The sequence below is a fragment of the Streptomyces sp. NPDC031121 genome (assembly GCF_055570615.1).
The window spans coordinates 231863-258508 of sequence record NZ_JBVIGV010000001.1; the positions used below are offsets into that span (position 1 = coordinate 231863).

24 protein-coding genes are annotated in these 26646 nt (G+C 73.4%); 13 read left to right on the forward strand and 11 right to left on the reverse strand.

The features are described 5' to 3' along the window. Window positions 1-8: 8 nt before the first annotated feature. The 3 genes from ACZ462_RS01105 to ACZ462_RS01115 all read left to right on the forward strand — a co-directional run bounded on the left by ACZ462_RS01105 (window position 9) and on the right by ACZ462_RS01115 (window position 2038). Entirely contained in the window at window positions 9-866 is an 858-nt protein-coding gene (locus ACZ462_RS01105; protein WP_467806305.1) for a polysaccharide deacetylase family protein, read from the forward strand. Between the two features lie 112 nt (window positions 867-978). After that, window positions 979-1302, forward strand: coding sequence for a nuclear transport factor 2 family protein (locus ACZ462_RS01110; protein WP_467806151.1), 324 nt, complete (start codon window positions 979-981; stop codon window positions 1300-1302). A 115-nt stretch (window positions 1303-1417) separates the two neighbouring features. Next, window positions 1418-2038, forward strand: a complete 621-nt coding sequence (locus ACZ462_RS01115; RefSeq protein WP_467806153.1) for a hypothetical protein — start codon at window positions 1418-1420, stop codon at window positions 2036-2038. 13 nt (window positions 2039-2051) lie between these two features. On the opposite strand, the gene ACZ462_RS01120 is transcribed toward ACZ462_RS01115, so the two are convergent. The 3 genes from ACZ462_RS01120 to ACZ462_RS01130 form a co-directional block, all read right to left on the reverse strand. Beyond that, window positions 2052-3347 carry an extracellular solute-binding protein gene (locus tag ACZ462_RS01120; protein WP_467806154.1) on the reverse strand — a complete coding sequence of 432 codons (1296 nt, stop codon included), beginning with the start codon at window positions 3345-3347 and terminating at the stop codon, window positions 2052-2054. Window positions 3348-3661: 314 nt separating this feature from the next. Then, on the reverse strand, window positions 3662-4279 hold the full coding sequence (locus ACZ462_RS01125) for an SMI1/KNR4 family protein (RefSeq protein WP_467806156.1): 618 nt from the start codon (window positions 4277-4279) through the stop codon (window positions 3662-3664). 87 nt (window positions 4280-4366) lie between these two features. Further along, window positions 4367-4747: a DUF192 domain-containing protein gene (locus ACZ462_RS01130; RefSeq protein WP_467806158.1), complete on the reverse strand. Its 381-nt coding sequence runs from the start codon at window positions 4745-4747 to the stop codon at window positions 4367-4369. Between the two features lie 87 nt (window positions 4748-4834). Between ACZ462_RS01130 and ACZ462_RS01135 the strand changes: the two genes are divergently transcribed. Next, window positions 4835-5581, forward strand: a complete 747-nt coding sequence (locus tag ACZ462_RS01135) for a prepilin peptidase (RefSeq protein ID WP_467806159.1) — start codon at window positions 4835-4837, stop codon at window positions 5579-5581. A gap of 141 nt (window positions 5582-5722) precedes the next feature. Here the strand turns inward: ACZ462_RS01135 and mgrA are convergent, their stop codons facing one another. Next, window positions 5723-6760: an L-glyceraldehyde 3-phosphate reductase gene (gene mgrA, locus ACZ462_RS01140; RefSeq protein ID WP_467806161.1), complete on the reverse strand. Its 1038-nt coding sequence runs from the start codon at window positions 6758-6760 to the stop codon at window positions 5723-5725. Between the two features lie 128 nt (window positions 6761-6888). Between mgrA and ACZ462_RS01145 the strand changes: the two genes are divergently transcribed. The 5 genes from ACZ462_RS01145 (at window position 6889) to ACZ462_RS01165 (ending at window position 12583) form a co-directional block, all read left to right on the forward strand. Further along, window positions 6889-7650: an isoprenyl transferase gene (locus ACZ462_RS01145; RefSeq protein ID WP_467806163.1), complete on the forward strand. Its 762-nt coding sequence runs from the start codon at window positions 6889-6891 to the stop codon at window positions 7648-7650. A 316-nt stretch (window positions 7651-7966) separates the two neighbouring features. Next, the gene (locus ACZ462_RS01150) at window positions 7967-9283 is read left to right on the forward strand and encodes a PhoH family protein (RefSeq protein WP_467806165.1); all 1317 of its coding nucleotides are present in this window, start codon (window positions 7967-7969) and stop codon (window positions 9281-9283) included. A gap of 412 nt (window positions 9284-9695) precedes the next feature. Further along, window positions 9696-10394, forward strand: coding sequence for an aggregation-promoting factor C-terminal-like domain-containing protein (locus tag ACZ462_RS01155; protein ID WP_467806167.1), 699 nt, complete (start codon window positions 9696-9698; stop codon window positions 10392-10394). A gap of 109 nt (window positions 10395-10503) precedes the next feature. Next, on the forward strand, window positions 10504-11880 hold the full coding sequence (locus ACZ462_RS01160) for an AI-2E family transporter (RefSeq protein ID WP_467806169.1): 1377 nt from the start codon (window positions 10504-10506) through the stop codon (window positions 11878-11880). Beyond that, entirely contained in the window at window positions 11864-12583 is a 720-nt protein-coding gene (locus ACZ462_RS01165) for a hypothetical protein (RefSeq protein ID WP_467806171.1), read from the forward strand. Before ACZ462_RS01160 ends, ACZ462_RS01165 begins: the two co-directional genes overlap by 17 nt. Before the next feature lie 78 nt (window positions 12584-12661). Here the strand turns inward: ACZ462_RS01165 and ACZ462_RS01170 are convergent, their stop codons facing one another. Next, entirely contained in the window at window positions 12662-13198 is a 537-nt protein-coding gene (locus ACZ462_RS01170; RefSeq protein WP_467806172.1) for an alkyl hydroperoxide reductase, read from the reverse strand. 3 nt (window positions 13199-13201) lie between these two features. Further along, window positions 13202-13756, reverse strand: coding sequence for a peroxiredoxin (locus ACZ462_RS01175; protein ID WP_114053955.1), 555 nt, complete (start codon window positions 13754-13756; stop codon window positions 13202-13204). A gap of 135 nt (window positions 13757-13891) precedes the next feature. Between ACZ462_RS01175 and ACZ462_RS01180 the strand changes: the two genes are divergently transcribed. Both ACZ462_RS01180 and ACZ462_RS01185 read left to right on the forward strand, forming a co-directional pair. Beyond that, complete coding sequence (locus ACZ462_RS01180) at window positions 13892-14839, forward strand: hydrogen peroxide-inducible genes activator (protein WP_467806174.1); 948 nt, start codon at window positions 13892-13894, stop codon at window positions 14837-14839. Between the two features lie 135 nt (window positions 14840-14974). Then, the gene (locus ACZ462_RS01185; protein ID WP_467806176.1) at window positions 14975-16474 is read left to right on the forward strand and encodes a DUF2079 domain-containing protein; all 1500 of its coding nucleotides are present in this window, start codon (window positions 14975-14977) and stop codon (window positions 16472-16474) included. 24 nt (window positions 16475-16498) lie between these two features. On the opposite strand, the gene ACZ462_RS01190 is transcribed toward ACZ462_RS01185, so the two are convergent. Together ACZ462_RS01190 and ACZ462_RS01195 are read right to left on the reverse strand one after the other, a co-directional pair. Further along, the gene (locus ACZ462_RS01190; RefSeq protein WP_467806177.1) at window positions 16499-16777 is read right to left on the reverse strand and encodes a type II toxin-antitoxin system antitoxin; all 279 of its coding nucleotides are present in this window, start codon (window positions 16775-16777) and stop codon (window positions 16499-16501) included. Continuing rightward, the gene (locus ACZ462_RS01195) at window positions 16774-17682 is read right to left on the reverse strand and encodes an SPFH domain-containing protein (RefSeq protein ID WP_467806179.1); all 909 of its coding nucleotides are present in this window, start codon (window positions 17680-17682) and stop codon (window positions 16774-16776) included. Before ACZ462_RS01195 ends, ACZ462_RS01190 begins: the two co-directional genes overlap by 4 nt. A gap of 232 nt (window positions 17683-17914) precedes the next feature. Between ACZ462_RS01195 and ACZ462_RS01200 the strand changes: the two genes are divergently transcribed. Beyond that, a complete protein-coding gene (locus ACZ462_RS01200; protein WP_467806181.1) occupies window positions 17915-20179 on the forward strand; it encodes a transglycosylase domain-containing protein in 2265 nt (754 codons plus the stop codon). 70 nt (window positions 20180-20249) lie between these two features. On the opposite strand, the gene ACZ462_RS01205 is transcribed toward ACZ462_RS01200, so the two are convergent. From ACZ462_RS01205 to ACZ462_RS01215, 3 genes are all read right to left on the reverse strand, one after another. Next, window positions 20250-22523: a SpoIIE family protein phosphatase gene (locus ACZ462_RS01205; protein ID WP_467806183.1), complete on the reverse strand. Its 2274-nt coding sequence runs from the start codon at window positions 22521-22523 to the stop codon at window positions 20250-20252. 241 nt (window positions 22524-22764) lie between these two features. Continuing rightward, entirely contained in the window at window positions 22765-23463 is a 699-nt protein-coding gene (fomD, locus tag ACZ462_RS01210; RefSeq protein WP_467806185.1) for a cytidylyl-2-hydroxypropylphosphonate hydrolase, read from the reverse strand. Window positions 23464-23565: 102 nt separating this feature from the next. Continuing rightward, the gene (locus ACZ462_RS01215; RefSeq protein ID WP_467806186.1) at window positions 23566-24990 is read right to left on the reverse strand and encodes a class II fumarate hydratase; all 1425 of its coding nucleotides are present in this window, start codon (window positions 24988-24990) and stop codon (window positions 23566-23568) included. A gap of 107 nt (window positions 24991-25097) precedes the next feature. Between ACZ462_RS01215 and ACZ462_RS01220 the strand changes: the two genes are divergently transcribed. Beyond that, the gene (locus ACZ462_RS01220) at window positions 25098-26633 is read left to right on the forward strand and encodes a ricin-type beta-trefoil lectin domain protein (RefSeq protein WP_467806188.1); all 1536 of its coding nucleotides are present in this window, start codon (window positions 25098-25100) and stop codon (window positions 26631-26633) included. The last annotated feature ends 13 nt before the right edge of the window (window positions 26634-26646 follow it).

A 26646-nucleotide genomic window follows, 5' to 3' on the forward strand; every position in this document is an offset into this window, starting at 1 on the left:
GGACGGGCATGCGCACGCGGGTGGCCGTCGCGGCATCGGGCGCGGCCGCGGCGATGACGGTGTGGGGGGTGGCCGCCTTCGCCGGCCCCGACCCCGCCGCCCCCGGCACCGCGGCGGACGGGAACGGCTCCGGCGGCCCGTCCGGAACCGCCGAGGACGGTGCCAAGGGCGGCGCCAAGGACGGCGCCGAGGACGGCGCCAAGGGCGGCGAGGCCCCCGCGCCGCGCATACCCGAGGACATAGCCCACGCCTCCGAAGGCGGCGCCGGCGCCGTCAACCTCACCATCGACGACGGCCCCGACCCCCAGTGGACCCCCCGCATCCTCGCCGTCCTGGAGGAGCACGGCGCCAAGGCCGTCTTCTGCATGGTCGGCCCCCGCGCCAAGGCCCACCCCGACCTGGTCAAGAAGGTCGTCGCCGGCGGCCACAGGCTCTGCAACCACGCCATGGACCACGACACCGCCATGGACCGCAAGCCCGTCGCCTACCAGGAGAAGCAGATCCTCGACGCGCAGAAGCTCATCGAGGAGGCGGCCGGCGGCGGCGCCCGTGTCGAGTACTACCGGGCTCCCGGCGGCGCGTTCACCCCCGACAGCCGGCGCATCGCCGCCGCCAACGGAATGCGCCCCCTCGGCTGGAACGTCGACACCAAGGACTTCCGGAAGCCCGGCGCCGCCGCCATCGCCGGCACCGTCAGACGGGAACTGGGCAACGGCCCGACCATCCTCCTCCACGACGGCGGCGGCGACCGCCGGCAGACCGTGGAGGCCCTCGGCCAGGTGCTCGACTGGCTGGAGCAGCAGGGCCGCCCCACCGGCTTCCCCGTCCGCACCGCCCCCGACACCCCGCAACCCCCCGCCCCCTGACACGCCGCCGGGCGGCGAACGGGTGAGGATCTGCGCCCGCCGCGCCCGCCGGGTGTTCCCTGATCTGCGCAACCGCGCGCACCCGTGCGCGCGCCCGACCAGGAGGTCCTCCGTGGCCATCGCTCCCGCCAAGCTGTCCGATCCCGTCGTCAGCGCGTTCGTCGCCGCCGTCAACGCACACGACAGGGACGCCTTCCTCGCCCTCCTCACCCCCGACGCGACGATGTCCGACGACGGCACGGACCGCGACCTGCACGAGTGGATCGACCGCGAGATCTTCGACTCCGGCGGCCACATGGACGTCCAGTCCGAGTCCGACGGCGGCCGCCGGCTCGTCGCCGACTACCGCAACGACACCTGGGGCGAGATGCGCACCGCCTGGCGCTTCACCGTCCGGGACGACCGCATCAGCCGCTTCGAGACCGGCCAGGCCTGACCGTCGCGCGCCCCGCGCGGCCGCGCCGGCCGCGCCGCGGGCCCGCGGGCTCCCGTACGGGTGAAAGCGCGGCGGCCCTCGTTCCGGGCCGCCGCGGGGCCCCGTTGGACCGGGCATGAAGCGCACCCGCTCCGCCGCCCTCACCGTCGCCGCCGCCGCGGCCGCCCTCGCGCCCGTCCTCGGCCAGGCCGCCACGGCCGCGCAGGGCACCTACCTCCAGGACCCGGCCGGCGACGACAAGGCGATGAAGTCCCTGTGGACCGAGGACGACATGCACAAGGTGGAGGCGCAGCTGCGCTTCCACCCCGGCATCCGCTACAAGACGGTGCCGCGCCCCGCCCACCCCGCCGCCCCCGACCACGAGCGGCGGACCGGCGACCCCAAGACCCTGGCCTGGGAGCCGGAGTTCGACTTCGGCTGGGCGGTGTCGGACTCGATGCTGGTCAAGAAGGCCGTGACGACCAAGGACGGCCGGCACCCGATCGTGCTGCACGCGGCCGTGCGCTCCGCGTCCCGCGGGACGGCCGTCGAGGTGCACCGGGAGCTCGCCGACCGGCCGGCGACGGGCCGCGAGAAGGTGCCGGGCGGCAAGCGGATCGCCTGCGACACCGGCGCGTACACGGTGGAGTGGTCCGTCACCCGGACCGGCTACGGGACGCTCCGGGGCTCCATGCCGTGGGACTCCAGCTGTGAGAACCACCGGACGGCGTTCTCGGCGGAGCACGGGAAGCACTGAGGGCGGGCGGCGGTCAGTTCTTCTTCCTGGCCCGGTAGGTCTTCGCGGCGATCTCCTCCAGGACCGCCTTGGGGTCGCGGCCCGGCTCGACGGCCCGGCCGATGTTGCGCTTGATGGTGTCGCTGACCTCCACCCAGGCCGGGTCGTTCACCGGGTAGAGCTGGGCGCCGCGCAGGGCCGTCAGGAACTGCTGGTCGTTGTCGTCGATCGCGCCCGCCGGGGTCCGCGTCGCCGAAACCGTCGAGGGCAGCAGGTGGTAGCGGCCCGCGAACTCCGACAGGTTCCTGTCCTGGTAGAGGAACTCCAGGAACCGCGCGATCCCGGCCCGCTTGCCGTTCTGCCGGAACGCCATGATCCAGTCGGCCACGCCCATGGTCGGCGGGGTCTCCCCGGAGGCGAGCGAGTCCGAGACCGGCATGGCGACGGCCCCCACCCCGATGCCCCGCGCACGGGCCTCGTGCGCGAGCGAGGGATAGCCGTTGAGCATGCCGACCTCGCCCCGCAGGAACGCGGCGAAGGCGTCCGCCCGGTTGAGCCGGGCCGGCGCCACCGGGCCCGTCAGGCCCGGGCCCACGAGGTTGTCCCGGACCCAGCGGAACGTCTCGATGTTCCGGTCCGAGGCCAGGCTGTAGTTGCCGGCGCTGTCCGCGTAGCCGCCGCCGTTGCTCAGCTCCCAGATCATCGCCTCGGCGTGCGCCTCCTCCGGGCCGAGCGGCATGGCGTACGGGAACCTCACGCCCTTGCCCTTGAGCGCCTTCGCCGCGTTCCGCAGCTCCGACCAGGTCTTCGGGGCGGCCGGCGCCCCCGAGGCGTTCACCAGGCCCGCCTGCCTGAACAGGGCCTCGTTGTAGAAGAGCAGCCGGCTGCTCGCCACCCACGGCAGGCCGTACAGGGTGTTCCCGATCGAGCCCGCCTCGACGAGCGGCGCCAGGAAGTTCGCCTCCGAAGCCACGGAGAGGAGTTCGTCAGCGGAATACAGCCGGCCGTCGGCCGCGAAATCCGAATAGGAGCCCATGAGGGCGATGTCCGGCGCCTTTCCCGCCTTCACCATCCGCGACACCTCGCGGTCGACATCCGCCCACGGTACGAGCCGCACCTGCACCGTGGTGCCGGGATGCGCGGCGGTGAATTCCTTCGCCACCCGGTCCCAGAAGGGCTTCGAACTGGTGGCCTTGTCGCCGCCGTATTCCGCGGCCACCAGGTGGAGCGTCCCGCTGTCGGAGCCCGCGCCGGAGCCGCATCCGGCCAGCGGGGCCAGGAGTCCGAGCACGGCCGCGGCCGCTCCCGCGCCGAAAATTCTTCGTTGCACCGGTGTTCTTCCCTGAATTCTTTCGAGTTCCGTCGCTGCTTATGGGGGGCTCCGGACCGGGGTGTCCGCCGGCGGCCCGATGGCCGGAATTCTGCCCCGTGCCGCGCGGATTGGCCCCATGGGGGCGGAACTTGTGTCCATTGCTCCAAGCGCGGCATTTACGGCTCGTGTTTTCCGCTGGAGAACCGGTTGCCGGGACGCGCGTAGAAATGCGGAAAGCCCGTTTCCGGCCGGTGCGGCCGGGAACGGGCTTCGGGGGGTGCGGGGGAGCGGATCAGGCCGCGGCGCCCGGCAGGGCGCCGCCGCCCGCGCGGTCAGGGGCCGAACTCGCCCGCATACGGGTCGGGGTCGCCGGTCTCCGGATTGCGGCCCTCCTGCCAGCGGCGCTGCGCCTTGCGCCAGTGGACGAAGCTCAGGCGCCCCCCGTCCCAGAAGGTCAGGCCGACCGGGCTCACGTCGAACTCGTCCGAGCACAGCCGGTACAGGAACTCCGCCATCCCGTACGGGTACACCGCGAACGGCTCCGCGGTGTGCCGGCCGACAACCAGGACGGGCCACCGGTCCGGGTCCGGGTCGGAGGCCAGCCAGCACAGGATGTCCGAGCCGCCCGTGACCCCCCAGGCGATGATCGCGTCCGGGTCCGCGTCCAGGGCGGCCCGGCCGCCCGCGGCGTGCCACGACTGCCGGGCGTTCGCGGTCTCCTCCGCCATGCCCGGCGGATCCCACTGCGGGCCCCGCTGGGGCAGCGGCGGCAGGATGCTCGCCTCGCCGTTGATGGAGCCCGCGCCGAAACGGCCCATGAACGCCACGAAATCGGCGGGGAAGCGGGTGTTCCAGAGGGCCTCCGCGGCCCGCCAGTCGATGTCCTCGTCGGCGCCGTGCGTCGCCGGCATGATCTGCTCCAGCGCCTTCACGCGCACGTTCTCCGTCATGCCGCTCCCCTGCCACCCCAGCCCAACCGCCCCAACCTACCGCCGGCCGGGCCCCCGCCCCACCCCGGGCCGGTGGCCTCCGGGGCGCTAGGCAGGCCCGGCAGGCCCCGGCTGCACCACCGCCACCCGGGTGCCGACCGCCAGGCCCCAGGCCGCCATCGTGCCCGCCTCCGCCTCCAGGACGTGCCGGGAGCGCAGCCGCGGCAGGCCCAGCCGGCCCGGCGCCATCGAGGCCAGCGCGACCACGCGCAGGTCCCGGTCCAGGTAGGCCACGTCGATCGCGAACCGCATCCCGAAGGTGTGCACACTGCCCGCAGGGGTGAGGAGCAGGGCGCCCGCGACCCCGTCGCGGCCCAGCAGCCCGCGCGTACGGGCCCGCCAGGACGCCGCCACCTCCAGCGGCACCCGCGCGCCCCCGGCGCCGATCCGCAGCTCCGCCCCGCCGTCCGCCCACCGCACGCCCGCCATGCGGCCACAGTAGACCGGCCCCCGGGTCCGCCGGTTGGGTCCCCGGGCCCATGCCGGGTGCGGGCGGCGGGGCCTACCTTCGGGCGGGTGGGCGTGGTCGTGATCATCGTTGCCGCCGGGTACGGGGCGGCCGCCGGGTGGCTGCTGCCGCGCGCCGCGTACCGGCTCTCCGTCGAACCCGGGGCCCCCTGGCGCACCCACTGCCCGCGCGGGCACCCGCTGCGCGGCCGGCTCGGCCCCGCCCGCTGCCCCGGCCGCCCCGCCGCCGGCACGGGGGCGTGCGGGCTGCGCTACGGGGCGCGCAGCGGGACCACCGCACTGGTCGCGGGCACCGCTTGCGCCGCGCTCGCCGCCGCGGCCGGCCCCCGCCCGGAGGCCGCCGTCTTCGCGGGGCTCGCGCCCGTCCTCGTCCTGCTCGCCCTCGTCGACCTCGCCGTGCACCGGCTCCCCGACATCCTGACCCTGCCGCTCGCCGCAGCCGCCGCGGCCGGCCTCGGCGCCGCCGCGCTCGCGCCGGGCGCCGCCGGGTCCTGGCGGCTCGCCCTGCTGGGCGGGGCCGCGCTGGGGGCCGCGTACCTGCTGCTGTTCCTGATCAACCCGGCCGGGATGGGCTTCGGGGACGTCAAGCTGGCGCTCGCCCTGGGCGTCGCTCTTGGGTGGTACGGGTGGGGGGTATGGCTCTTCGGAGCCTTCCTGGGCTTCCTCTACGGGGCCCTCTACGGGCTCGTTGTGGTCCTGCGCAGCCCGAACGGGCGGAAGCAGGCGTTCCCTTTCGGCCCCTTCATGGCGGCCGGCGCCCTCACCGGATTGCTGCTGGGCGGTTTCGGAGCGTAATCATCCGGCGCCGATGCACGCATCACGCTTTACGAAGGGTTATGGTGGAACCCCCCCCTCGGGCCGGTCCGTATCCCCCCCACGGACCGGCCCGTTTTCCTTTTCCGGTCCCGCGAGTGCGCCACGCCGGAAAACCGCAGGTCAGCCGCGCTGGGCCCAGATGTTCGTCCCGGGCGTGGAGACCGCGAAGGAGTCGATCTCCGCCAGCTCCTCCTGCGTCAGCGGCGCACCGGCCACCGCGGCCACGTTCTCCTCCAGCTGCCGGACGCTGGACGCGCCGATCAGCGCCGAGGTCATCCGCTCGTCCCGCAGCACCCACGCCAGCGCCAGCTGCGCCAGCGACTGCCCGCGCCGGGCCGCGATGCCCGCCAGCCCCTCCAGCCGGCCCAGCACGTCCTCCGAGAGCAGGCCCGGGTCGAGGGACTTGCCCTGCGAGGCACGCGAGCCCTCCGGGATGCCCTGGAGGTACTTGCCCGTCAGGAGGCCCTGGGCGAGCGGCGCGAAGGCGATGCAGCCCATGCCCTCCTCCTCCAGGGTGTCGAGCAGGCCGTCCTCCTCCGTCCAGCGGTTGATCATGGAGTACGAGGGCTGGTGGATCAGCGCCGGCACGCCCATCCCGCGCAGGATCCGCGCCGCCTCCGCCGTCTGCTCCGCGGTGTAGGAGGAGACGCCCGCGTACAGCGCCTTGCCCTGCTGGACCGCGGACGCCAGGGCGCCCATGGTCTCCTCCAGCGGCGTCTCCGGGTCGAAGCGGTGGGAGTAGAAGATGTCGACGTGGTCGACGCCCATCCGCCTCAGCGAGGCGTCCAGCGAGTTCAGCAGGTACTTGCGGCTGCCCCACTCGCCGTACGGGCCGGGGTGCATGTAATAGCCGGCCTTCGTCGAGATGACCAGCTCGTGCCGGTAGGGGGCGAAGTCCTGCGAGAGGATCTTGCCGAAGTTCAGCTCGGCCGAGCCGGGGGGCGGGCCGTAGTTGTTCGCCAGGTCGAAATGGGTCACCCCGAGGTCGAAGGCCCGGCGCAGGATTGCCCTCTGGGTCTCCAGGGGCTTGTCGTCGCCGAAGTTGTGCCAGAGGCCGAGGGAGATGGCGGGGAGCTTGAGGCCGCTGCGGCCCGTGCGCCGGTACTCCATGGAGTCGTAGCGCGCCTGCTCTGCCCGATAGGGATTGTTATCAGTCACGATGTCCTCCCTATCACGGACCTGTGACGGACCGAGTTGGGTACCCGATCCCGCCGCGCAGTAATGTGGCGGCTCGGGGGAGGGACCGCATTTCGCACGGGGGCACTGCACGGAGGGGCTGGAAGATCGTGAAGCTGCGCGACCTGGTGTACAGGCTGTACGCACGCCGGGTGGAAGGCCGCCTCGACCACGCCGCGTCGCCCAAGCACATCGGCGTGATCCTGGACGGCAACAGGCGCTGGGCGAAGGCGTCCGGAGGCACGACGGAGCAGGGCCACCAGGCGGGGGCCGACAAGATCTCCGAAATGCTCGGCTGGTGCACCGAGACCGACGTCGAGGTCGTCACCCTGTGGATGCTCTCCACGGACAACCTCGACCGGCCGGAGGTCGAGCTGCGCCCGCTCCTCCAGATCATCGAGAACACCGTCCGCGGCCTCGCCGCCGACGGCCGCTGGCGCGTCCACCACGTCGGCAACCTCGACATCCTCCCGGCGCAGACCCAGTCCGTGCTGAAGGAGGCCGAGCAGGCCACCCGCGGGGTGACGGGGATACTGGTCAACGTCGCCGTCGGCTACGGCGGCCGCCAGGAGATCACCGACGCCGTCCGCTCGCTGCTCCTGGAGCACGCCGAGAAGGGCACCACCATCGAGGAGCTCGCCGAGGTCCTCGACGTCGACCACATCGCCGAGCACCTCTACACCCGCGGCCAGCCCGACCCCGACCTCGTCATCCGCACCAGCGGCGAGCAGCGCCTGTCCGGATTCATGCTGTGGCAGAGCGCGCACTCCGAGTACTACTTCTGCGAGGTCTTCTGGCCGGCCTTCCGCAAGGTCGACTTCCTGCGCGCCCTGCGCGACTACGCCGCGCGCCACCGCCGCTACGGGGTCTGAGGACGGGGGCGCCTGACGCCCCCTTACGCCGCCGTCCCTCCGCGAGGCTTTCACCTGGGGTTCACCGAGCGTCCGTCATATGCCAAGGCATGGCCGAGGCCGATCGGGGAATACCCCTTTCAGGTCGATGCCCGATCCACGGGTGTCGAGTCTCAGCGGACGGCACGGGGTCGTCCGCCCGGGAGGCCCTTTGCACCAGGACGCACGTGCGGCTCGCACGGACGGAACGGGAGGGCCGGAAACCGGCCCTCGCAAGGGTGCCGATGACCGGTCCGGTCTTCATGGCCCGACCTCTTCCGAGGGGGTACGTCCTTCCGTGGTGACCAGCACCAAGCGCCGCCTGCCCGACAGGCGGACCTACGTCCTCGACACCAGCGTCCTGCTGGCGGACCCCAACGCGGTCACGCGATTCGACGAGCACGAGGTCGTGCTCCCGATCGTCGTGATCACCGAGCTGGAGGCCAAGCGCCACCATCCGGAGCTCGGCTACTTCGCCCGCCAGGCCCTGCGCCTGCTGGACGACTTCCGCGTCCGCAACGGCCGCCTCGACGCCCCCCTCCCCGTCGGGGAGCTGGGCGGGACGCTCCGCGTCGAACTCAACCACTCCGACCCCGGCGTCCTGCCGGCCGGCTTCCGGCTGGGGGACAACGACTCGCGGATCCTCGCGGTCGCCCGCAACCTCCAGGCCGAGGGCTACGACGTCACGGTCGTCTCGAAGGACCTCCCGCTGCGCATCAAGGCCTCCTCCGTGGGGCTGCTCGCCGAGGAGTACCGCGCCGAGCTCGCCATCACCGACGGCGGCTGGACCGGCATGAGCGAGCTCGCCCTCTCCGGCGAGCAGGTCGACCTCCTCTACTCCGAGGAGCGGCTGTACGCCCCCGAGGCCGCGGAACTGCCCGTGCACACCGGGCTCATCCTCCAGTCCGAGCGCGGCAAGGCGCTCGGCCGCGTCACCGCGGACGGCAGCGTCCGGCTCGTCCGCGGCGACCGGGAGGCGTTCGGGCTGCACGGCCGCAGCGCCGAGCAGCGCATCGCCCTCGACCTGCTGCTCGACCCCGAGGTCGGCATCATCTCCATGGGCGGCCGGGCCGGCACCGGGAAGTCGGCGCTGGCGCTCTGCGCGGGGCTGGAGGCGGTGCTGGAGCGCCGCCAGCACCAGAAGGTGATGGTCTTCCGGCCGCTGTACGCGGTCGGCGGGCAGGAGCTCGGCTACCTGCCCGGCGACCAGTCGGAGAAGATGAGCCCCTGGGCGCAGGCGGTCTTCGACACCCTCTCGGCGGTGGCCGGGCGGGAGGTCATAGAGGAGGTGCTGAACCGGGGGATGCTGGAGGTCCTGCCGCTCACGCACATCCGCGGCCGCTCCCTCCACGACGCGTTCGTCATCGTGGACGAGGCGCAGTCCCTCGAACGGAACGTGCTGCTGACCGTTCTGTCCCGGATCGGGGCCAATTCGCGGGTCGTCCTCACCCACGACGTGGCCCAGCGGGACAACCTGCGGGTCGGCCGGTACGACGGAGTGGTCGCCGTGGTCGAGAAACTGAAGGGCCATCCGCTCTTCGCGCACGTCACCCTGACCCGCTCGGAGCGCTCCCCGATCGCCGCCCTCGTCACGGAGATGCTGGAGACCCTGTAGGACCCCTAGGGGCAAAACGCCCATAGCGGTCGGCGGAGTTGACGCCGCCCGGCAAAGGCCCAGGAGCCTAGCCGGGCGGCGCCCTGCTGCACAGCCCTTCGTGCGAAACAGCGTCGGTACGGGGAGTGTGACCTTTCCCACGCAACGGGGAATTGCCTTGCGGCATCGGGGTCCGGCAGAGTCTGTTTTCCGTCAGGCCCCGCATACGGCACAGCCGTACCTCCTGTGAGGTGCGCGCAGCACCACAACTCCACAGTCGTCCGCCGTATGCCGCCCGAGCATCACGCGGCAGCCCCCGCAAGGGAGTTGCCCACGGGTCCGCGCCTCCAGTGACCGAAGCTCCACGGAGGCCAGCGTCGAGGGGCACTCTTGCGCCCGCCCGGTCACGCGGACGCTGCTGGAAGGACAACGTGTGAGCCGGATCTCGGTCCGGGGGTTCGCAGTGGCCTCGGCCACCGCGGTCACCACCGTCGGCGCCGTCGTGGGCGTCGCCGCAGGCGACCCCGCCTCCAACGATCTCGAGACCACCGCGTCCGGGGCGACGCTCCTCACCGACATCCCCGTCGGCGAGCAGGCCCAGATCCAGAGCGGATCCCTGGCGCTGCAGGCCGACGCCCTCGCCCAGGGCGCCGACACCGACGCCCGCCGCTCCGCCGAGGAGGCCGCCCGCCTCCAGGCCGCCGAGGACGCCAAGGCGAAGAAGGCCGAGGCCCAGAAGGCCGCGGAGGAGAAGGCGAAGAAGGAGCGCGAGGAGAAGGAGCAGGCCGCGAGCCGCTCCGCGACCCGCAGCGCCTCCGACTTCGCGCCGCAGAGCTCCTACACGGTGGCGCAGGTCAAGGAGATCGCCCGGCAGATCGTCCCGGCCGGCCAGTTCCAGTGCTTCTCCAACATCATCAACCAGGAATCCACCTGGAACTACAAGGCCGTGAACCCGTCCTCGGGCGCGTACGGCCTGGTCCAGGCGCTCCCGGGCTCGAAGATGTCCTCGGTCGCCGACGACTGGCGCACCAACCCGGCCACCCAGATCCAGTGGGGCCTCAACTACATGAACGGCCGCTACGGCAGCCCCTGCGCCGCCTGGACCTTCCACCAGGCCAACGGCTGGTACTAGGGCCCGGCGCGCACGCCCGGACCTCGGGGAGCCCCGCACCGTACAACGGTGCGGGGCTCCCGCGTGTACGGTCGATCGAGCGTGTTTGCGGACGGGGGAGAGGAACGACATGGCGAAGAGGCCAGGCTGGCTGGGCCGGCTCGGGAGCAGACTGAGCCGGATGGAGGCGAGGCTCGAAGCGCGGCGCGCGTCCGTGGAGGCCGGGACCGCCGACGTCGACCCGGCCCCGGCGCCGGCCCCGGCGCCCGCTCCCGCCGCCGCGCCCGCCGTGCCGCCCGCACCGGACGCCGCCGCCGCGTACTGCGGCCACCCGGTCCCGCCCGGCCCGGACGGGCGGCCGCACCCCGCGGCGGTGATCCCGTGGGGGATGCGGGTCGCCGCCGAGGTGAGCTGGCGGCTGCTGCTGCTCGCCGGGATGCTGTGGGTGCTGATGAGGGTGATCAGCGAAGTCCGCCTGGTGGTCCTGGCGTTCGCCGCGGCCCTGCTCGTCACCGCGCTGCTCCAGCCGTTCGTCGTCCGGCTGCGCCGGCTCGGCCTGCCGCGCGGCCTCGCGACGTCGGTCACCGCGGTCCTGGGCTTCGTCGTCATCGGGCTCGTCGGCTGGTTCGTGGTCTGGCAGGTCATGGAGAACCTGGACGACCTCTCGGACCGGGTCCGGGACGGCATCGACGAGCTCAAACTCTGGGCGCTGGACAGCCCGTTCCACGTGACCGAGAAGCAGATCAACGACATCGCCAAGAACCTCAGCGAGACCATCGGCACCAACACCGAGCAGATCACCTCCGCCGGCCTCCAGGGCGTGACCGTGCTGGTCGAGGTGCTGACCGGGATCCTCCTCGCGATGTTCTCGACGCTGTTCCTGCTCTACGACGGCGGCCGGATCTGGACCTGGGCGCTGGGCCTCGTCCCCGCGGCCGCCCGTCCCGGCGTGGCCGGAGCCGGGCCGCGCGCCTGGCGGACCCTGACCGCGTACGTGCGGGGCACGGTCCTCGTCGCGCTCATCGACGCCGTCTTCATCGGCCTGGGCCTCTACGTCCTCAAGGTGCCGATGGCGGTGCCGCTCGCGGTGTTCATCTTCCTCTTCGCGTTCATCCCGCTGGTCGGCGCCGTCGTCTCCGGCGCGCTCGCGGTCGTCGTGGCGCTGGTGACGCAGGGCCCGGTCACCGCGCTGCTGGTGCTGGCCGTGGTGCTGGCCGTCCAGCAGATCGAGGGGCACGTCCTCCAGCCCTTCATCCTGGGCCGGGCCGTACGGGTCCACCCGCTCGCGGTGGTGCTGTCGGTGGCGGCGGGCGGCATGGTCGCGGGGATCGGCGGGGCGGTCGTCGCGGTGCCGCTGGTCGCGGTCACCAACACGGTCGTCGGCTACCTGAAGGCGTACTCGCGCGAGCAGCTCCTGCACGGGGCCGCCGCGAGCGTCCCGGGCCCGCCGGGGGCGGCGGGACGGGACCAGGCCGCCGCGGAGGCCGACAGTGATCAGCGAGCCTGAACTCGAAGGCGGCTGGGACGCGGACCGGCCGGCCGGGCAGGCGGGGCGGCCCGCGGAGGCGCCGCCGGACGGGCGCGACCGGGCCGCGGTGCGGCGCCCGCGCGGGCCGTGGGTGTGGGCGCTGGCCGGGGCCGTGCTGGCGTCGGCGGGGTGGGCGGCCGTGCCGGAGGTCCGCGACCGCTACGCGGCGACGCCCCGGATCGCGTACCGGCACGCGGAGAACCTGTGCCGGGAGACCGGCCTGGACACCCTGGTGAAGGCGACCGCGCCGGTGATGACCCGCCACCCCAGCCACCGCGAGGGCCCGGCGGTGGACTGGGCGCACTGCGAGTACTTCACGGAGTGGGAGAAGGGCGGCACCTCCTACCAGATGCAGGTCCTGGTCGAACTGCACAAGAAGACGGACCCGGAGGCCGAGTTCGGGCAGGGTCCCGGCCTGGTCCCGGAGGCGCTGTCGGCGGCGGCGGCCGCGGAGGTGGCCGAGGTGCCGGGGCTGGGGGAGCGGGCGCTGATGGTGGAGGCGCCCGCGTTCATCAGCGGGCCGAGGCTCCGGGTCCTCGACGGCGGGGCGGTGTTCACGCTGTCCGTCACCTGGCTCGGGGACGTCGACAAGGGAGGCGGCACGCCCGGGCCGGACGAGGACGCCGTCAAGGCCGCGATGATCGAGGACATGCGCGCACTGATGGGCGGCCTGGCCAAGTAGCGCGGGAGCGCCGCGAACGCCAGGGGCCCCGCAGCCGTCGGACGGCTGCGGGGCCCCTCTCCCTGCACGGGGCGGCTGCTACTCGGCGGCGAGGGCGGCCTCGGCGTCGAGGGTGACCGCGACGGCCTGGATCACCGAGGCGATCTTGAAGGCCTCCTGGACCGTCTCGCGGTCGACGCCGGCCTTGCGCAGCACCTGCTCGTGCGAGTCGAGGCACTGGCCGCAGCCGTTGATCGCGGAGACCGCGAGCGACCACAGCTCGAAGTCGACCTTCTCCACGCCCGGGTTGCCGATGACGTTCATCCGCAGACCGGCCCGCAGCGTGCCGTACTCCGGGTCGGAGAGCAGGTGGCGGGTGCGGTAGAAGACGTTGTTCATCGCCATGACGGCCGCAGCCGACTTGGCGGCCGTGTACGCCTCGGGCGACAGGGCGGCCTTCGCCTCCGGCTCCAGCTCACGCAGGACGCGCGGGGAGCGGGCGGCGATGGCGCAGGACAGGACCGTGCCCCACAGCTGCTGCTGCGGCAGGCCGCTGTTGCCGATGACCGAGCCCAGGTTGAGCTTCAGGTCCTTGGCGAAGTCGGGTATCGAGGCCTTGAGGGAGTCGAGGGACATCCGTCACTCACCGGCCAGGAGGGCGCCCGCGTCGAGGGTGTCCTCGCCCTTGGTCCAGTTGCAGGGGCACAGCTCGTCGGTCTGCAGGGCGTCGAGGACCCGCAGGACCTCCTTGGGGTTACGGCCGACGGAGCCGGCGGTCACCATGGAGAACTGGATCTCGTTGTTCTGGTCGACGATGAAGACGGCGCGCTGCGCGAAGCCGTCCGCACCCTGCACGCCGCAGGCCTGCATCAGCTCGTGCTTGGAGTCGGCCAGCATCGGGAAGGGCAGGTCGCGCAGGTCGGCGTGGTCCTTGCGCCAGGCGTGGTGGACGAACTCGGAGTCGCCGGAGACGCCGAGGACCTGGGCGTCGCGGTCGGCGAACTCGTCGTTCAGCTTGCCGAAGGCGGCGATCTCGGTCGGGCAGACGAAGGTGAAGTCCTTCGGCCAGAAGAACACCACGCGCCACTTGCCCTCGTAGGTCTTGTGGTCGATCTGCGCGAACTCCTTGCCGGCCTCGAGCGAGACGCAGGCGGTCAGATCGTAGGTGGGGAACTTGTCACCGACAGTGAGCACGTGCTCTCCTTGCAGCAGGAAAAACGCCCTTTATGGGCGTCTTCCGAGGGGGTTGGACGTATCTCACATGCTGACACAGCTGCATTGATTGCAGAAATAGCTAGTCTTGTGCCGGGTGATCGGAGGTACCTATCAGTGGCCGTCAGTAATAAGGGGACGAAGCAGGCGACGCTCGCGCAGCTGCGCGCCTTCGCCGCCGTCGCCGAGCACCTGCACTTCCGCGACGCGGCCGCCGCCATCGGCATGAGCCAGCCCGCCCTCTCCGGGGCCGTCTCCGCGCTGGAGGAGGCCCTCGGCGTCCAGCTCCTGGAGCGCACCACCCGCAAGGTGCTCCTCTCCCCGGCCGGCGAGCGCATCGCCGCCCGCGCCCGCTCCGTCCTCGACGCCATGGGCGGGCTCCTGGAGGAGGCCGAGGCCGTACGCGCCCCCTTCACCGGGACCCTGCGCCTCGGGGTGATCCCCACCGTCGCCCCCTACCTGCTGCCGACCGTCCTGTCGCTGTTCCACCGGCGCTACCCCCGCATGGACCTCCAGGTCCACGAGGAGCAGACCTCCTCCCTCCTCGACGGCCTGGCTGCCGGCCGCCTGGACCTGCTGCTGCTCGCCGTGCCGCTGGGCGTCCCCGGCGTCACCGAACTGCCCCTCTTCGACGAGGACTTCGTCCTCCTGGCCCCCCGCGAGCACCCCCTCGCCGGGCGCCGCGACATCCCCCGCGAGGAGCTGCGCGGCCTCCAGCTGCTCCTGCTCGACGAGGGCCACTGCCTGCGCGACCAGGCCCTCGACATCTGCCGCGAGGCCGGGCGGACCGACGGGGCCGACGTCACCACGACCGCCGCCGGGCTCTCCACCCTCGTACAACTGGTCGCCGGGGGACTGGGCGTCACCCTGTTGCCGCGCACCGCGCTGCGCCTGGAGACCGCCCGCAACGAGCACCTGGCCACCGGGTACTTCGCCGAGCCGGCCCCCTCCCGGCGGATCGCCCTCGCGATGCGGACCGGCACCGCCCGCCAGGAGGAGTTCCGGGCCGTCGCCGCCGCCCTGCGCGAGGCGGTCCGCCCGCTGCCGGTCTGGCCCGCCGAGTAGGCCCCCGCCGCAGGGGAGCCGGGTGCGGCCATTCGTGGGGACTCGGCCGGCGGTCGAGGCGGCTCGGCCGTGCCCCGCGGCCCGGCTGGCACGTTGAGGGGCACCGGTCCGGCCCTGCTCCCCGAAAGGCGCGCCATGCACGCACCCCCCGCAGACACCGCCGCGCTCCCGCCGCAGCAGTCCGGTACGCCGGACCGGGCGGGCCCGGGGCCGGCCGGAGACCCGCCGGCAGCCGGCCGGGGCGGGCCGCCGCCGCTGTGGATGTGGGCCCTCGCCTCGGGGCTCTTCCTCGCGTACGCCGCCCTCTCGCTGCGCACCCACGAGCGCCTGCTGTCGCACAGCTTCGACCTGGCCATCTTCGAGCAGGCCGTCCGCTCGTACGCGGAGGGACGCCTGCCGGTCTCCGAGGTCAAGGGGCCCGGCTTCGCCGTCCTCGGCGACCACTTCTCCCCGGTCCTGGCCCTTCTGGCCCCCGCCTACCTGCTGTTCCCGTCGGCGCGCACGCTGCTCGTCGCGCAGGCCGCCCTGGTCGCGGCGAGCGTCCTGCCGCTCGCGCTGTGGGCGCGGCGGGCGCTCGGCGGCGCGGCGGCCGCCGTCATCGGCCTCGCCTACGGGCTGTCCTGGGGCGTCGCGAACGCGGTGGGCTTCGACTTCCACGAATGGGCCTTCGCCGTCCCGCTCCTGGCCTGCTCGCTGGCGGCCCTCGGCCAGGACCGGCTGCGCGCCGCCGCCCTGTGGGCGCTGCCGCTGCTGCTGGTGAAGGAGGACATGGGCGGCACCGTCGCCGTCATCGGCCTGCTGATCGCCTGGCGCGGCGGACCGGGCCGCCGGCGGCTCGGGCTCGCCACCGCCGCGGCGGGCGCCGCCTGGACGCTGCTCGCCGTGCTCGTCGTCCTGCCCGCCCTCAACCCTGCCGGGTCGTACTTCTACGCCGGCTTCCTCGGCGGGTCCGGCGGCGCGGGCGGCGGCTTCGCGGCGCTGCTGCACAAGGCGACCGCCGGGCTCGTGACCCCCGGGGAGAAGGCGGTGACGCTGGTGCTGCTGCTCGCACCGACCCTCTTCCTCGCCCTGCGCTCGCCGCTGCTGCTGGTCGCGGTGCCGACGCTGCTGTGGCGCGGGCTGTCGGACTACGCGCCGCACTGGGGGACCGGCTACCACTACTCGCTCACGGCGATGCCGGTCGTCTTCGCGGCCCTCGTCCACGCCCTGGAGCGGCGCGGCACGTCGGGCGCGGGGCTGCGCCGGGTCCTGGCCGGCGCGGCCGGCGTCTGCCTGCTGCTGCTCCCCGGGTCCTCGCTGGGGAAGCTCGCCGACCCGGCCCTGTGGCGGACCGACCCGCGGATCGCGGCCGCCCACCGGATGATGGCGCGGATCCCGGACGGGGCGCAGGTGCAGGCCTCCGACGGGCTCGTGCCGCACCTGGCGAACCGGACGAGCGTCAGCCTGTTCGGGTGGGCGGCCGGGCGGCCCGACCCGGAATGGGTCCTGGTGGACACGCAGGTCGCGCCGGAGCTGCGCTGGCCGCTGAGCGCGCGCGACGAGGCCCTCGCGCTCGCGCGGGCCCGCGCCGCGGGCTACCGGACGGTGGCCGAGGAGCAGGGCTTCGTCCTGCTCGGCCGCACCCGGGCGGGCTGACGGCCGGTCACGGGCCGGAGGCCGTCAGGGGCCGGGGGAGGAGCGGGGCGGCCGGCCGCGCGGCGGGATGGGGGCGGCGCCGCCCGGCAGCCGCCCCGTCTCGGCGAGGGCGCGCCGCAGCAGGAACTCGATCTGCGCGTTGGTGCTGCGCAGTTCCTCGCCCGCCCAGCGGGCGAGGGCCTCGTACACCTGCGGGTCGAGGCGCAGCAGCACCTGCTTGCGGGCGGCGCGGCCCGCCGCCCGCTGCCCGGCCGCCCGCTCCCCGCCGGCCCGTCCGGTGCCGCCGGAGGGGTCGCCGCTCACTGGTAGAGCGTCCCGGTGTTCACGACGGGCTGGGCGGCGCGGTCGCCGCAGAGCACCACCATGAGGTTCGAGACCATGGCGGCCTTGCGCTCCGGGTCCAGATCCACGATGTCCTCCTCCGTCAGGCGGTTCAGGGCCAGCTCGACCATGCCCACGGCGCCCTCGACGATCTGCTTGCGGGCCGCGACGACCGCGCCGGCCTGCTGGCGCTGGAGCATCGCCGAGGCGATCTCCGGAGCGTACGCGAGGTGGGTGAAGCGGGACTCGACGATGTGCACGCCGGCCGCCTCGACCCGGTCGTGCAGCTCGGCGGCGAGCTTCTCGGTGATCTCCTCGGCGTTGCCGCGCAGCGAGAGGCCGCCCTCGTCGTGGGCGTCGTAGGGGTACTCGATCGCGATGTGCCGGACCGCCGCCTCGGTCTGGGTCTCCACGAACTCGGTGAAGTCGTCCACCTCGAAGACGGCGCGCGCGGTGTCCTCGACCCGCCAGACCACGACCGCGGCCAGCTCGATGGGGTTGCCGTAGGCGTCGTTGACCTTCAGGACGGCCGTCTCGTGGTTGCGTACGCGGGTGGAGATCCTCTTCCGCGAGGTCAGCGGGTTCACCCAGCGCAGGCCGTCGGTGCGGATGGTGCCGCGGTAGCGGCCGAAGAGCTGGACCACCCGGGCCTCGCCCGGGGCCACCGTGTTCAGCCCGCACATCGCCAGCACCGACAGCAGTGCCAGGACGATCCCCCCTGCCACCAGCGCCGGTTGGGCGGAGGTGCCGTCCCCCTGGGCCCCGGCGGCGATGAGGCAGACGCCGCCCGCGACCCCCGCCAGGCCCGCCAGCAGGGCCAGCCCGCCGCCGACGCTGCGCGCCGGGAACTCGCGGATGCCGGTCCCGCCCTCTGTGGTGTTCGTCATGGTATGCCCCGTTCGCTTCGGCGACGGCCCCCCTTGGGCCTAGCAAAGTGATATCACTTTTGGTGGTTTCCGCAACCCTGGGCGCCCGGCACGCGTCGGTTCCCTTGATGTGGGTGCTGATTCTCACGTCCGAATTGACCGAAATTGGTCAGGCTTGGCAAACCTTTGTCACAACCTCCGGTGTTAGCTTTCAGAGCTGACGTCGGGGGGGAATTCGAGCGGAGCGGGAGCGATGGGCCGAGCAGATGCGCGTAGGGCGCAGCAGCAGCGCAGCGCGCGGCGGTCGCCGCGCGGGCGCGCGGACGGAAAGGGGCGCGCCGGCAAGCGGACCGGTATACGCCGCTTCTTCACCTGGAAGAAGGTCCTCGGGACGTTCTTCGGGTTGATGCTGCTCGGCATGGCAGCGCTCGTCGGCCTCTACTTCTACGTGGAGGAGCCCGACCCCAACGCCGAGGCGACCCTCCAGAGCAACACCTACAAGTACGCCGACGGCACCATCATGGCCCGCGAGGGCAAGATGAACCGCGAGATCGTCACCCTCGACAAGGTGCCGAAGGACGTCCGCAACGCCTTCATCGCGATCGAGAACAAGTCCTTCTACAAGGACCGCGGCGTCGACTTCATGGGCGTCGCCCGAGGCCTGTTCAACACGGCCACCGGCCGCGGCAAGGCGGGCGGCTCGACCATCACCCAGCAGTACGTCAAGAACTTCTACCTGACGCAGGACCAGACGGCCACGCGCAAGGTGAAGGAACTGGTGATCTCCCTCAAGGTCGACCAGCGCATGGAGAAGGACGACATCCTCGCCGGCTACCTGAACACCAGCTACTTCGGCCGCGGCGCGTACGGCATCCAGGCCGCCTCCCAGGCCTACTACGGCATCGACTCCAGCAAGCTCACCCTGGAGCAGGGCGCCTACCTGGCGGCCCTCCTCCAGGCCCCCAGCGACTACGACTGGGCCAGCGCGAGCGAGCGCGGCAAGAAGCTTGTCATGATCCGCTTCAACGGCGTCCTCGACAACATGGTCGAGATGGGCGAGCTGGACAAGGCCAAGCGCGACACCCTGAAGTTCCAGGAGCCGATCAAGCCCAAGCCCGCCCCCGGCCTCGAAGGCCAGAAGGGCTACCTGAAGCAGGCCGCGGACGCCGAGCTGCGCCGCCAGACGAAGATGTCCGCCGCCGAACTCCAGGCCGGCGGCTGGGAGATCGTCCTCAACATCGACCCGAAGAAGCAGGCCGCGCTGGAGAAGGCCGTCAACGACGAGCTGGAGTCCAAGCTCGACCGCAAGGACCGCCCCGTCGACGCCGCCGTCCAGGCCGGCGCCACCTCCGTCGACCCCAAGACCGGCGCCATCGTCGCCATGTACGGCGGCACGGGCATGTCCGACCACTGGGCGAGCAACGCGCTGCGCACCGACTACCAGCCGGGCTCGACGTTCAAGCCCGTCGTGCTGGCCTCCGCCCTGGAGACCAAGGCGGTCACCCAGGACAAGAAGCCGATCACCCCGAACGCCCTGTACGACGGCACCAGCAAGCGCCCGGTCGTCGGCAGCAGGATCCCGTTCAACCCGCAGAACCAGGACAACAAGAACTACGGCGACCCGATGATGACGGTGCAGGAGGCCACCAACTACTCGGTGAACTCCGTCTACGCCCAGATGATCGTCGACGTGAAGCCGCAGAACGCGAAGAAGACCGCGCTCCAGCTCGGCATGAAGGACCGCGAGGGCTGGCCCGAGGACAAGCCGGCCATGTCGCTCGGCACGATGAGCGCCAACACCGTCGAGATGGCCGCCGTCTACGCCACCCTCGACAACCACGGCAAGAGGGTCACCCCCTCGATCATCAAGAGCGCCGAGCACAGCATCCGCGAGTTCCAGAAGGTCGAGTCGGTCGGCGGCCAGGCGATCACCCGCGAGACCGCCGACACCGTGACCAAGGTCCTCACCGGCGTCGTCAACGACGGCTCCGGCAAGGCCGTCAAGAGCTCCGCGTACGAGGCCGCCGGCAAGACCGGCACCACCGAGTCCAACGTGTCCGCCTGGTTCACCGCGTACACCCCCGAACTCGTCACCGTCGTCGCGATGTTCGGCGAGGAGCCGGGCACCGGCAAGCAGGTCACCCTGACCGGCACCGCGGGCGGCGGCCGCGCCGGCGGCTCCAGCTTCCCCGCCGACATCTGGAAGGCGTACACGCTGGCCGCCCTCAAGGGCGTGAACACCGCGAAGTTCGACCTCTCCGAGGCGGAGATGGGCGCCGTCCAGACCCCGTCGCGCAGCACCTCCCCGTCGAACTCGCCCAGCTCGAGCAGCCCGTCGCCGAGCGGCAGCCAGCTCTCGCCCAGCCCGGACCCGAGCAAGCTCTCGCCGAGCCCGGACCCGAGCAAGAGCTCCGGCAAGCCGGACCCGACCAAGAGCGGCTCCATCAAGCCGGACCCGACGAAGAGCTCGGCCAGCCCGCCCGTCCTGCCGCCGTTCCAACAGCAGGACCAGCCGTGAAAGACCGCCGCCCCGCAGCACTGATGCTGCGGGGCGGCGGTCTTTCCGGCGGCGGGCGGCGGCCCGGCCGTCAGCGCCGGTCGCGCCCGGCGGGCAGCGGCAGCTCGAACCAGACCACCTTGCCGCTGCTCAGCCGGGTCGCACCCCAGCGGCGGGCCATCCGGTTCACCAGGAACAGCCCGCGGCCGCCCTCGTCGGTCTCGCGGGCGCGGCGCTGGCGCGGCAGCTGCGGGGAGTCGTCGCCGACCTCGCAGCGCAGCACGTCCGTCCGCAGCAGGCGCAGTGTGACGGGCCGCTCCGCGTAGCGGACCGCGTTGGTGACGACCTCGCTGACGAGGAGCTCCACCGAGTCCTCCAGCTCCTCCAGCCCCCAGCGGGTCAGCGCGCGCCGCGCGAAGCGGCGGGCCCGGCCCGGCGCGGTCTCCTCCGGGTCGAGGAACCAGTACGCGACGTCGCTGGGCGCGATCCCGTCGAAGCGGGCGGCGAGCAGCGCGATGTCGTCGTCCCGGTCGCCGGGGCCGAGCATGTCGAGGACGTCGTCGCAGAGGGCCTCCAGCGGCGGCGGGTGGTCCAGGCCCGTCAGCTGGGCGGTGGTGGCCAGGCGCTCGCGGAGCTGGTCGATGCCGGTCCACACGTCCCGCAGCCGGGACTCCACCAGCCCGTCGGTGTACAGCAGCAGGGTCGCCCCGGCGGGCGCGTCCAGCTCGACGGCCTCGAAGTCGACGCCGCCGACGCCGATGGGCGCGCCCGGCGGCACCCGCAGCACCTCGGCGCGGCCGCCCAGGTGGAGCAGGACCGGCGGCGGATGGCCCGCGTTGGCGATGGTGATGCGGTGCGACACCGGGTCGTAGACGGCGTACAGGCAGGTGGCCATGCGGTCCGAGCCGAGCCGCTGCGCCTGCTCGTCGAGGTGGTGCAGCACCTCGGCCGGCGGCAGGTCGAGCTGGGCCAGCGTCTGCGCGGTGGTCCGCAGCTGCCCCATGATGGCCGCGGACGTCATGGAGTGCCCCATGACGTCGCCGACGACGAGCGCGACGCGGCTGCCGGGCAGGGGTATGGCGTCGTACCAGTCGCCGCCGACCCGGGCCGTCTCCGCGGCGGGCAGGTAGCGGGAGGCGAGCCTGACGCCCGTCGGCTGGGGCAGGCTGTCCGGGAGCATGGTGCGCTGGAGCTCGTCGGCGATGTACGCCTCGCGGCCGTACAGGACGGCCTTGTCGATGCCGAGGGCGGTGTGCGTGGCGAGCTGGGCGGCGACCAGCAGGTCGTTCTGCTCGAACGCGGGCCGCTCCGGGCTGCGCAGGAACACGGCCGCGCCGATCACCCGGCGGCGGCCGCGCAGCGGGGCCAGGATGGCCCGCCGGCCGCGCGGGCGGGGGTGCCCGGCGCCCAGCAGCTCCGGCAGGGCGTCCTGGGCGCCCGCGGAGGAGCCGAAGACCGGGCGGACGCCGCGCAGCACCTCGGCGAGCGCCCCGCCGGGCATGATCTCGCAGAGTTCGGCGGCGGGCAGGTCGCCCTGCGGGCCGAGCAGCGGCAGCTGGCTGAAGTCGAGTTCGCCGGCGCCCCCCGCGGCCCCGGCGCCCTCGGCTCCGGTCAGGTCGTCGATCGGCCGGAGCCGGTCGGTGCGGCGCAGCCTTAAAACGACCGGGCCGACGGGCCGCTCGTCGCCGACCGGGAGCGGGTCGCGCAGGTAGACGAGGATGGCGTCGGAGAACGTCGGGACCGTGGCCCGGCACAGGCCGAGCACGATCTCGTCCAGGTCGATGCCGCGGGCGATCCGGCGCGTCGCGGCGCCCACGAACCGCAGCCGGTCGCCCTCGCGGCGGGCCGGCGACGCCCCGTCGGCGGCGGCCGGGTCGGCAGCCGGGTCTGCGGCGGCGTCGGCGGCGGCGTCCGGCAGGATGTCGCGGGCGTCCTCGGGACCGGCCGGCGGGGCCTGAGGCGCGGCGGGGGCCGCTTCCGGGGCCGGTCCGGCGGCGCCCCCGGGCGCGGTGTCCGGGAGGGCGGGGGAGGGGGCGGCCGGCGCGGAGGCGTTGCGGGCGGCGGCGCCGTCGCGGGTGCGGCGCTGGCGCGGCACGTCGGGGCCGACGCCCCCGTCGGCGTGGGCGCGGACCGGGCCGGCGCCCGGGGCCCCCGTGTCGCGTACGCCCTCGGCGGCCGGGGCCGGAGCCTTCCCGTGGCCGAGTTCGTCCGCGGCGCACGCCCCGCCGGACGCGCCGCGGCCCCGCCCGTCCGCGGCTCCGCCGGCCCCGGCGGGCAGGCCCGGGCCGCCCTGGGCCGGTGTCGCGGCGGCCGCGGCAGGCTGCGGGCCCTCCTGCGAGGTGGGGTACTCCGTCACGCGTGGCATTCCGTCCGTTTGCGCTCGATGTGCGCTGCACTCAACTCGGTCAGTCGCGGTATACCCGCTCAGCGGCGGGGGCACCACCGCCCCGCGGTTCCGCGTCCCGCTCGTTACCTCTCTCCGCGTTGACCTCCCGTCAAGTGCCGCGTACTGCGCGTGGTTTGCGCGCCGGCGGCAGGCGTGCGGTGTGCAGGGGACCTTGCGGAGGGAGATATTACGGTTCAACCCCGGGGGCGCATCAAGGGTCTCATGAGGTCATATGCGCCGGGGTGCGGTCCCAGTCCCCGGGCAGGGCCGGAACCGTCCATGCCGGATCGGGGCGCCAGTCCTCCCACCCGTCCGAGAACGGGGAGCCCCACGCCTTGACGGCCTCCAGCGCGGCCCGGCCGGCCTCCTGCACCCGGCGCGCCCGCTCCGGGCCCATCAGGCCGGCCCGCTGCGCCTGCGCGAACTCGTCCTCGTCGCGCCACGTCCAGGTGCGGTCGGGGTGGACGGAGATGTCGAGGAAGTGGTCGACGGAGTCGACGCCGCCCGACCAGCGCGTCCGGGGCTCCTCCAGGTTCACGTACCAGCTCTTGAACCGCCAGCCCGGCTCCCAGAAGAGCCACACCGACCACGGGTCCGCCGGCCGGGCCAGCTTCAGCACGCCGGTGCCGAACCAGCGTGAGCGCACCGTCGTCCGCGGCGCCGTGTACCGCGTCGCGAGCGGCTCCTCGTGGACGGGCGTGCCGTCGGCCAGGACGGGCTTGACGCATTCGGTGCCGGGCGCCATCCACACCGCCAGCAGGTCGGCGGTGTCCTCGACGACGGTGACCGGGCGGCAGATGTGGACCGCGCCCGGCAGGCCGCCCGGCGCGTGGTCGCGGTAGCGCCAGAGGACCTGCTCGCCCCGCCGCCACCGGACGCCCTGACCCTCGCCGCCCCCGCGGCCTGCGGTACCTGTCATGCGCAGATAGTAGGGGCGGGGCGGACGGGCCCGCTGCGGTGCAGGTCACGGAGGGGTTCGGGGGAGGGAAACGACCGGATCCGGCCCCTGGGAGGGGCGGTGTCAGGGCCGGGTCATGCGCAGGACGTCGAGGGCCTCGTCGAGCTGCTCCAGGGTCAGCTCGCCGCGGTCGACGTAGCCGGACTCCAGGACCACCTCCCTGATCGTCTTCCGCTCCGCGAGCGCCCGCTTGGCGACCCGGGCGGCCTCCTCGTAGCCGATGTGGCGGTTGAGGGGGGTGACCACGGAGGGGGAGGACTCGGCGTACTCCCTGGCCCGTGCCGTGTTGGCGGTGATGCCGTCCACGGTGCGGTCGGCGAGGAGGCGGCTGCCGGAGCCGAGGAGCCGGATCGACTCCAGCAGGTTCCGGGCCATCACCGGGAGCATCACGTTGAGTTCGAAGTTGCCCGCCGCGCCGGCGACGGCGACCGCGGTGTCGTTCCCCGTCACCTGCGCCGCGATCATCAGGACGGCCTCCGGGACTACCGGATTGACCTTCCCCGGCATGATCGAGGAGCCCGGCTGCAGATCCGGGAGGTTGATTTCGGCCAATCCCGTGCGGGGGCCGGAGGCCATCCAGCGCAGGTCGTTGCAGATCTTGGTCAGGGAGACCGCGATCGTGCGGAGCACGCCGGAGGTCTCCACCAGCGCGTCCCGCGCCCCCTGGGCCTCGAAGTGGTTGCGGGCCTCCGTCAGGGGCAGCCCGGTCGCCGCGGCGACCTCGGCGATCACGGCCTCCGAGAAGCCGGCCGGGGTGTTGATTCCGGTCCCCACCGCCGTTCCGCCGAGAGGCAGTTCGGCCAGCCGGGGCAGGGCCGACTCCAGCCGCTCGATGCCGAGGCGCACCTGGGCGGCGTACCCGCCGAACTCCTGGCCCAGGGTGACCGGGGTGGCGTCCATCAGGTGGGTGCGGCCGGCCTTGACGACCGCGGCGAACTCGGCCGCCTTGCGCTCCAGCGCCAGTTCGAGGTGGCGCAGCGCCGGGACGAGCTCGCGGGTGACGGCGGCCGTCGCGGCGATGTGGATGGACGAGGGGAACACGTCGTTCGAGCTCTGCGAGGCGTTGACGTGGTCGTTGGGGTGCACGTCCCGGCCGAGGCGCTCGGTCGCCAGGGTGGCGATGACCTCGTTGGCGTTCATGTTGGACGAGGTCCCCGATCCGGTCTGGAAGACGTCCACGGGGAAGTGGTCGTCCCAGCGGCCCTCGGCGACCTCGGCGGCGGCCTCGGCGATCGCCCCGGCGACGTCGTCCGCGATGACGCCGAGATCCGCGTTGACCTTCGCGGCGGCCGCCTTGATGCGGGCGAGGGCCTCGATGTGGGCGCGCTCCAGGCGCTGCCCGGAGAGGGGGAAGTTCTCCACCGCGCGCTGTGTCTGGGCCCGCCACTTGGCGTGCGCGGGGACCCTGACCTCGCCCATGGAGTCGTGCTCGGTGCGGTGGCCGCCGGCGGGGGACGTGCCGGCGTCCTGGTGCTGGTCGTTCGTCATGTGTGCTGCCTCCTTGAAAAGTTGAGCGATCGTCGTGTCCGACGTGTTCCCTTCTCCCCTGCCGCTCGGTAAGTACCGGCGGTAACAGCGACCTCGGGGAGGCGTACATGACACGTGTAGGTGCGAAACCCAGGCTCAGATGTACCTTCGCCGCCCTCGCGGCGGCCGCGGCCGCCCTCGGGGGCGCCACCGCCGTCACCCCCCTGGCCCACGCGGCCCCGGCGGCCACCGCCGCCGCGGACGCCAAGCCGCTGCCGCCCGCCCTGGAGGCCGTACGCGCCGCCGAGGCGACCCGCATCTACGGCGACCCGGCCGTCCGCCCCATGGCCGAACGCAAGACCGGCCTCATATCGCTCGGCGACAGCGAGATCTCCGGCGAGGGCACCGGCACCTACGACCCCGCCACCAACACCCCGTCCAACCAGTGCCACCGCTCACCCGAAGCGGCCGTCCACCGCACCGGCATCCCCGCCGACCTCACCTTCAACGCCGCCTGCTCCGGCGCGTACACCGGCAACATCCGCATCGGCGGCACCCCCCAGTACGCCGACGAACTCGTCCAGAGCGACACCCTCGCCATCAAGGCCCGCAACACCCGCATCACCATGGTCCTGCTCGTCGCCGGAGCCAACGACGACCTGCAGTTCGGCCCCGTCATGACCGACTGCGTCACCCGCTGGATCCTCTCCCAAGGCGCCTGCGAGCCCGCGTACGCCCCCGGCTGGCAGGCCCGCGTCGACGCCCTGCGGCCCAAGGTGGAGGCCACCGTCGCCGACCTCCGGACCGTCATGCGCGACGCGGGCTACGCCGACGCCGACTACCGGCTCGTCGTCATGGGCTACCCCAGCCCCATCGGCCCCGACTTCCGCGACAACCCCGCCTTCCCCGGCAAGCTCCCCGGCGGCTGCGCCGGATACGACTCCGACGCCGCCTGGGGCCGCAACCACGCCGTACCCGCCTTCCAGGAGGGCATCCGCGCCGCCGCCCGCGCCTCCGGCGCCGTCTACCTCGACAACTCCCGGCTCTTCCACGGCCACGAGGTCTGCATGGAGGACACCTGGGCCCGCGGGCTCTACCTCGACCTCGCCGACCACTTCCCGTGGGACGAGGACACCGCCCGCCAGTCCTTCCACCCGAACACCCGCGGCCACGCCGCCTTCGCGTCCTGCCTCACCCAGCTGTACGCCTCCGGGCTGCGCGAGGCCTCCTGCGCCGACCCCGCCTCCACCGGCACCCCGGTCCTCACCGCCGGCGCCTGGGACGACCTCTTCGGCCCGCTGCGCCACACGGCCACCGGCAACTGCCTCGACGCGGACGGCGCCGCCACCGCCAACGGCACCCGCGTCCTCGCCTGGGACTGCCACGGCGGCCGCAACCAGGGCTGGTGGTACGACACCCCCCGCCGGTCCCTCCGCAGCGAGCTCACCCACGACCGCTGCCTCGACGTCCCCGGCGGCGACTACCGCGCGGGTACCGGCGCCATCCTGTGGAACTGCCACGGCGGTACCAACCAGCAGTGGCTCCGCGACGGCGCCACCCTGCGCCCCGCCGCCGCCCCCGGCCTCTGCCTGGCCGTCTCCGCCCCGCGGCAGCCGGCCCGCCTCCAACCCTGCGACGGCACCCCGGCCCAGCGCTTCACGTAGGGCCGCCGCCGGG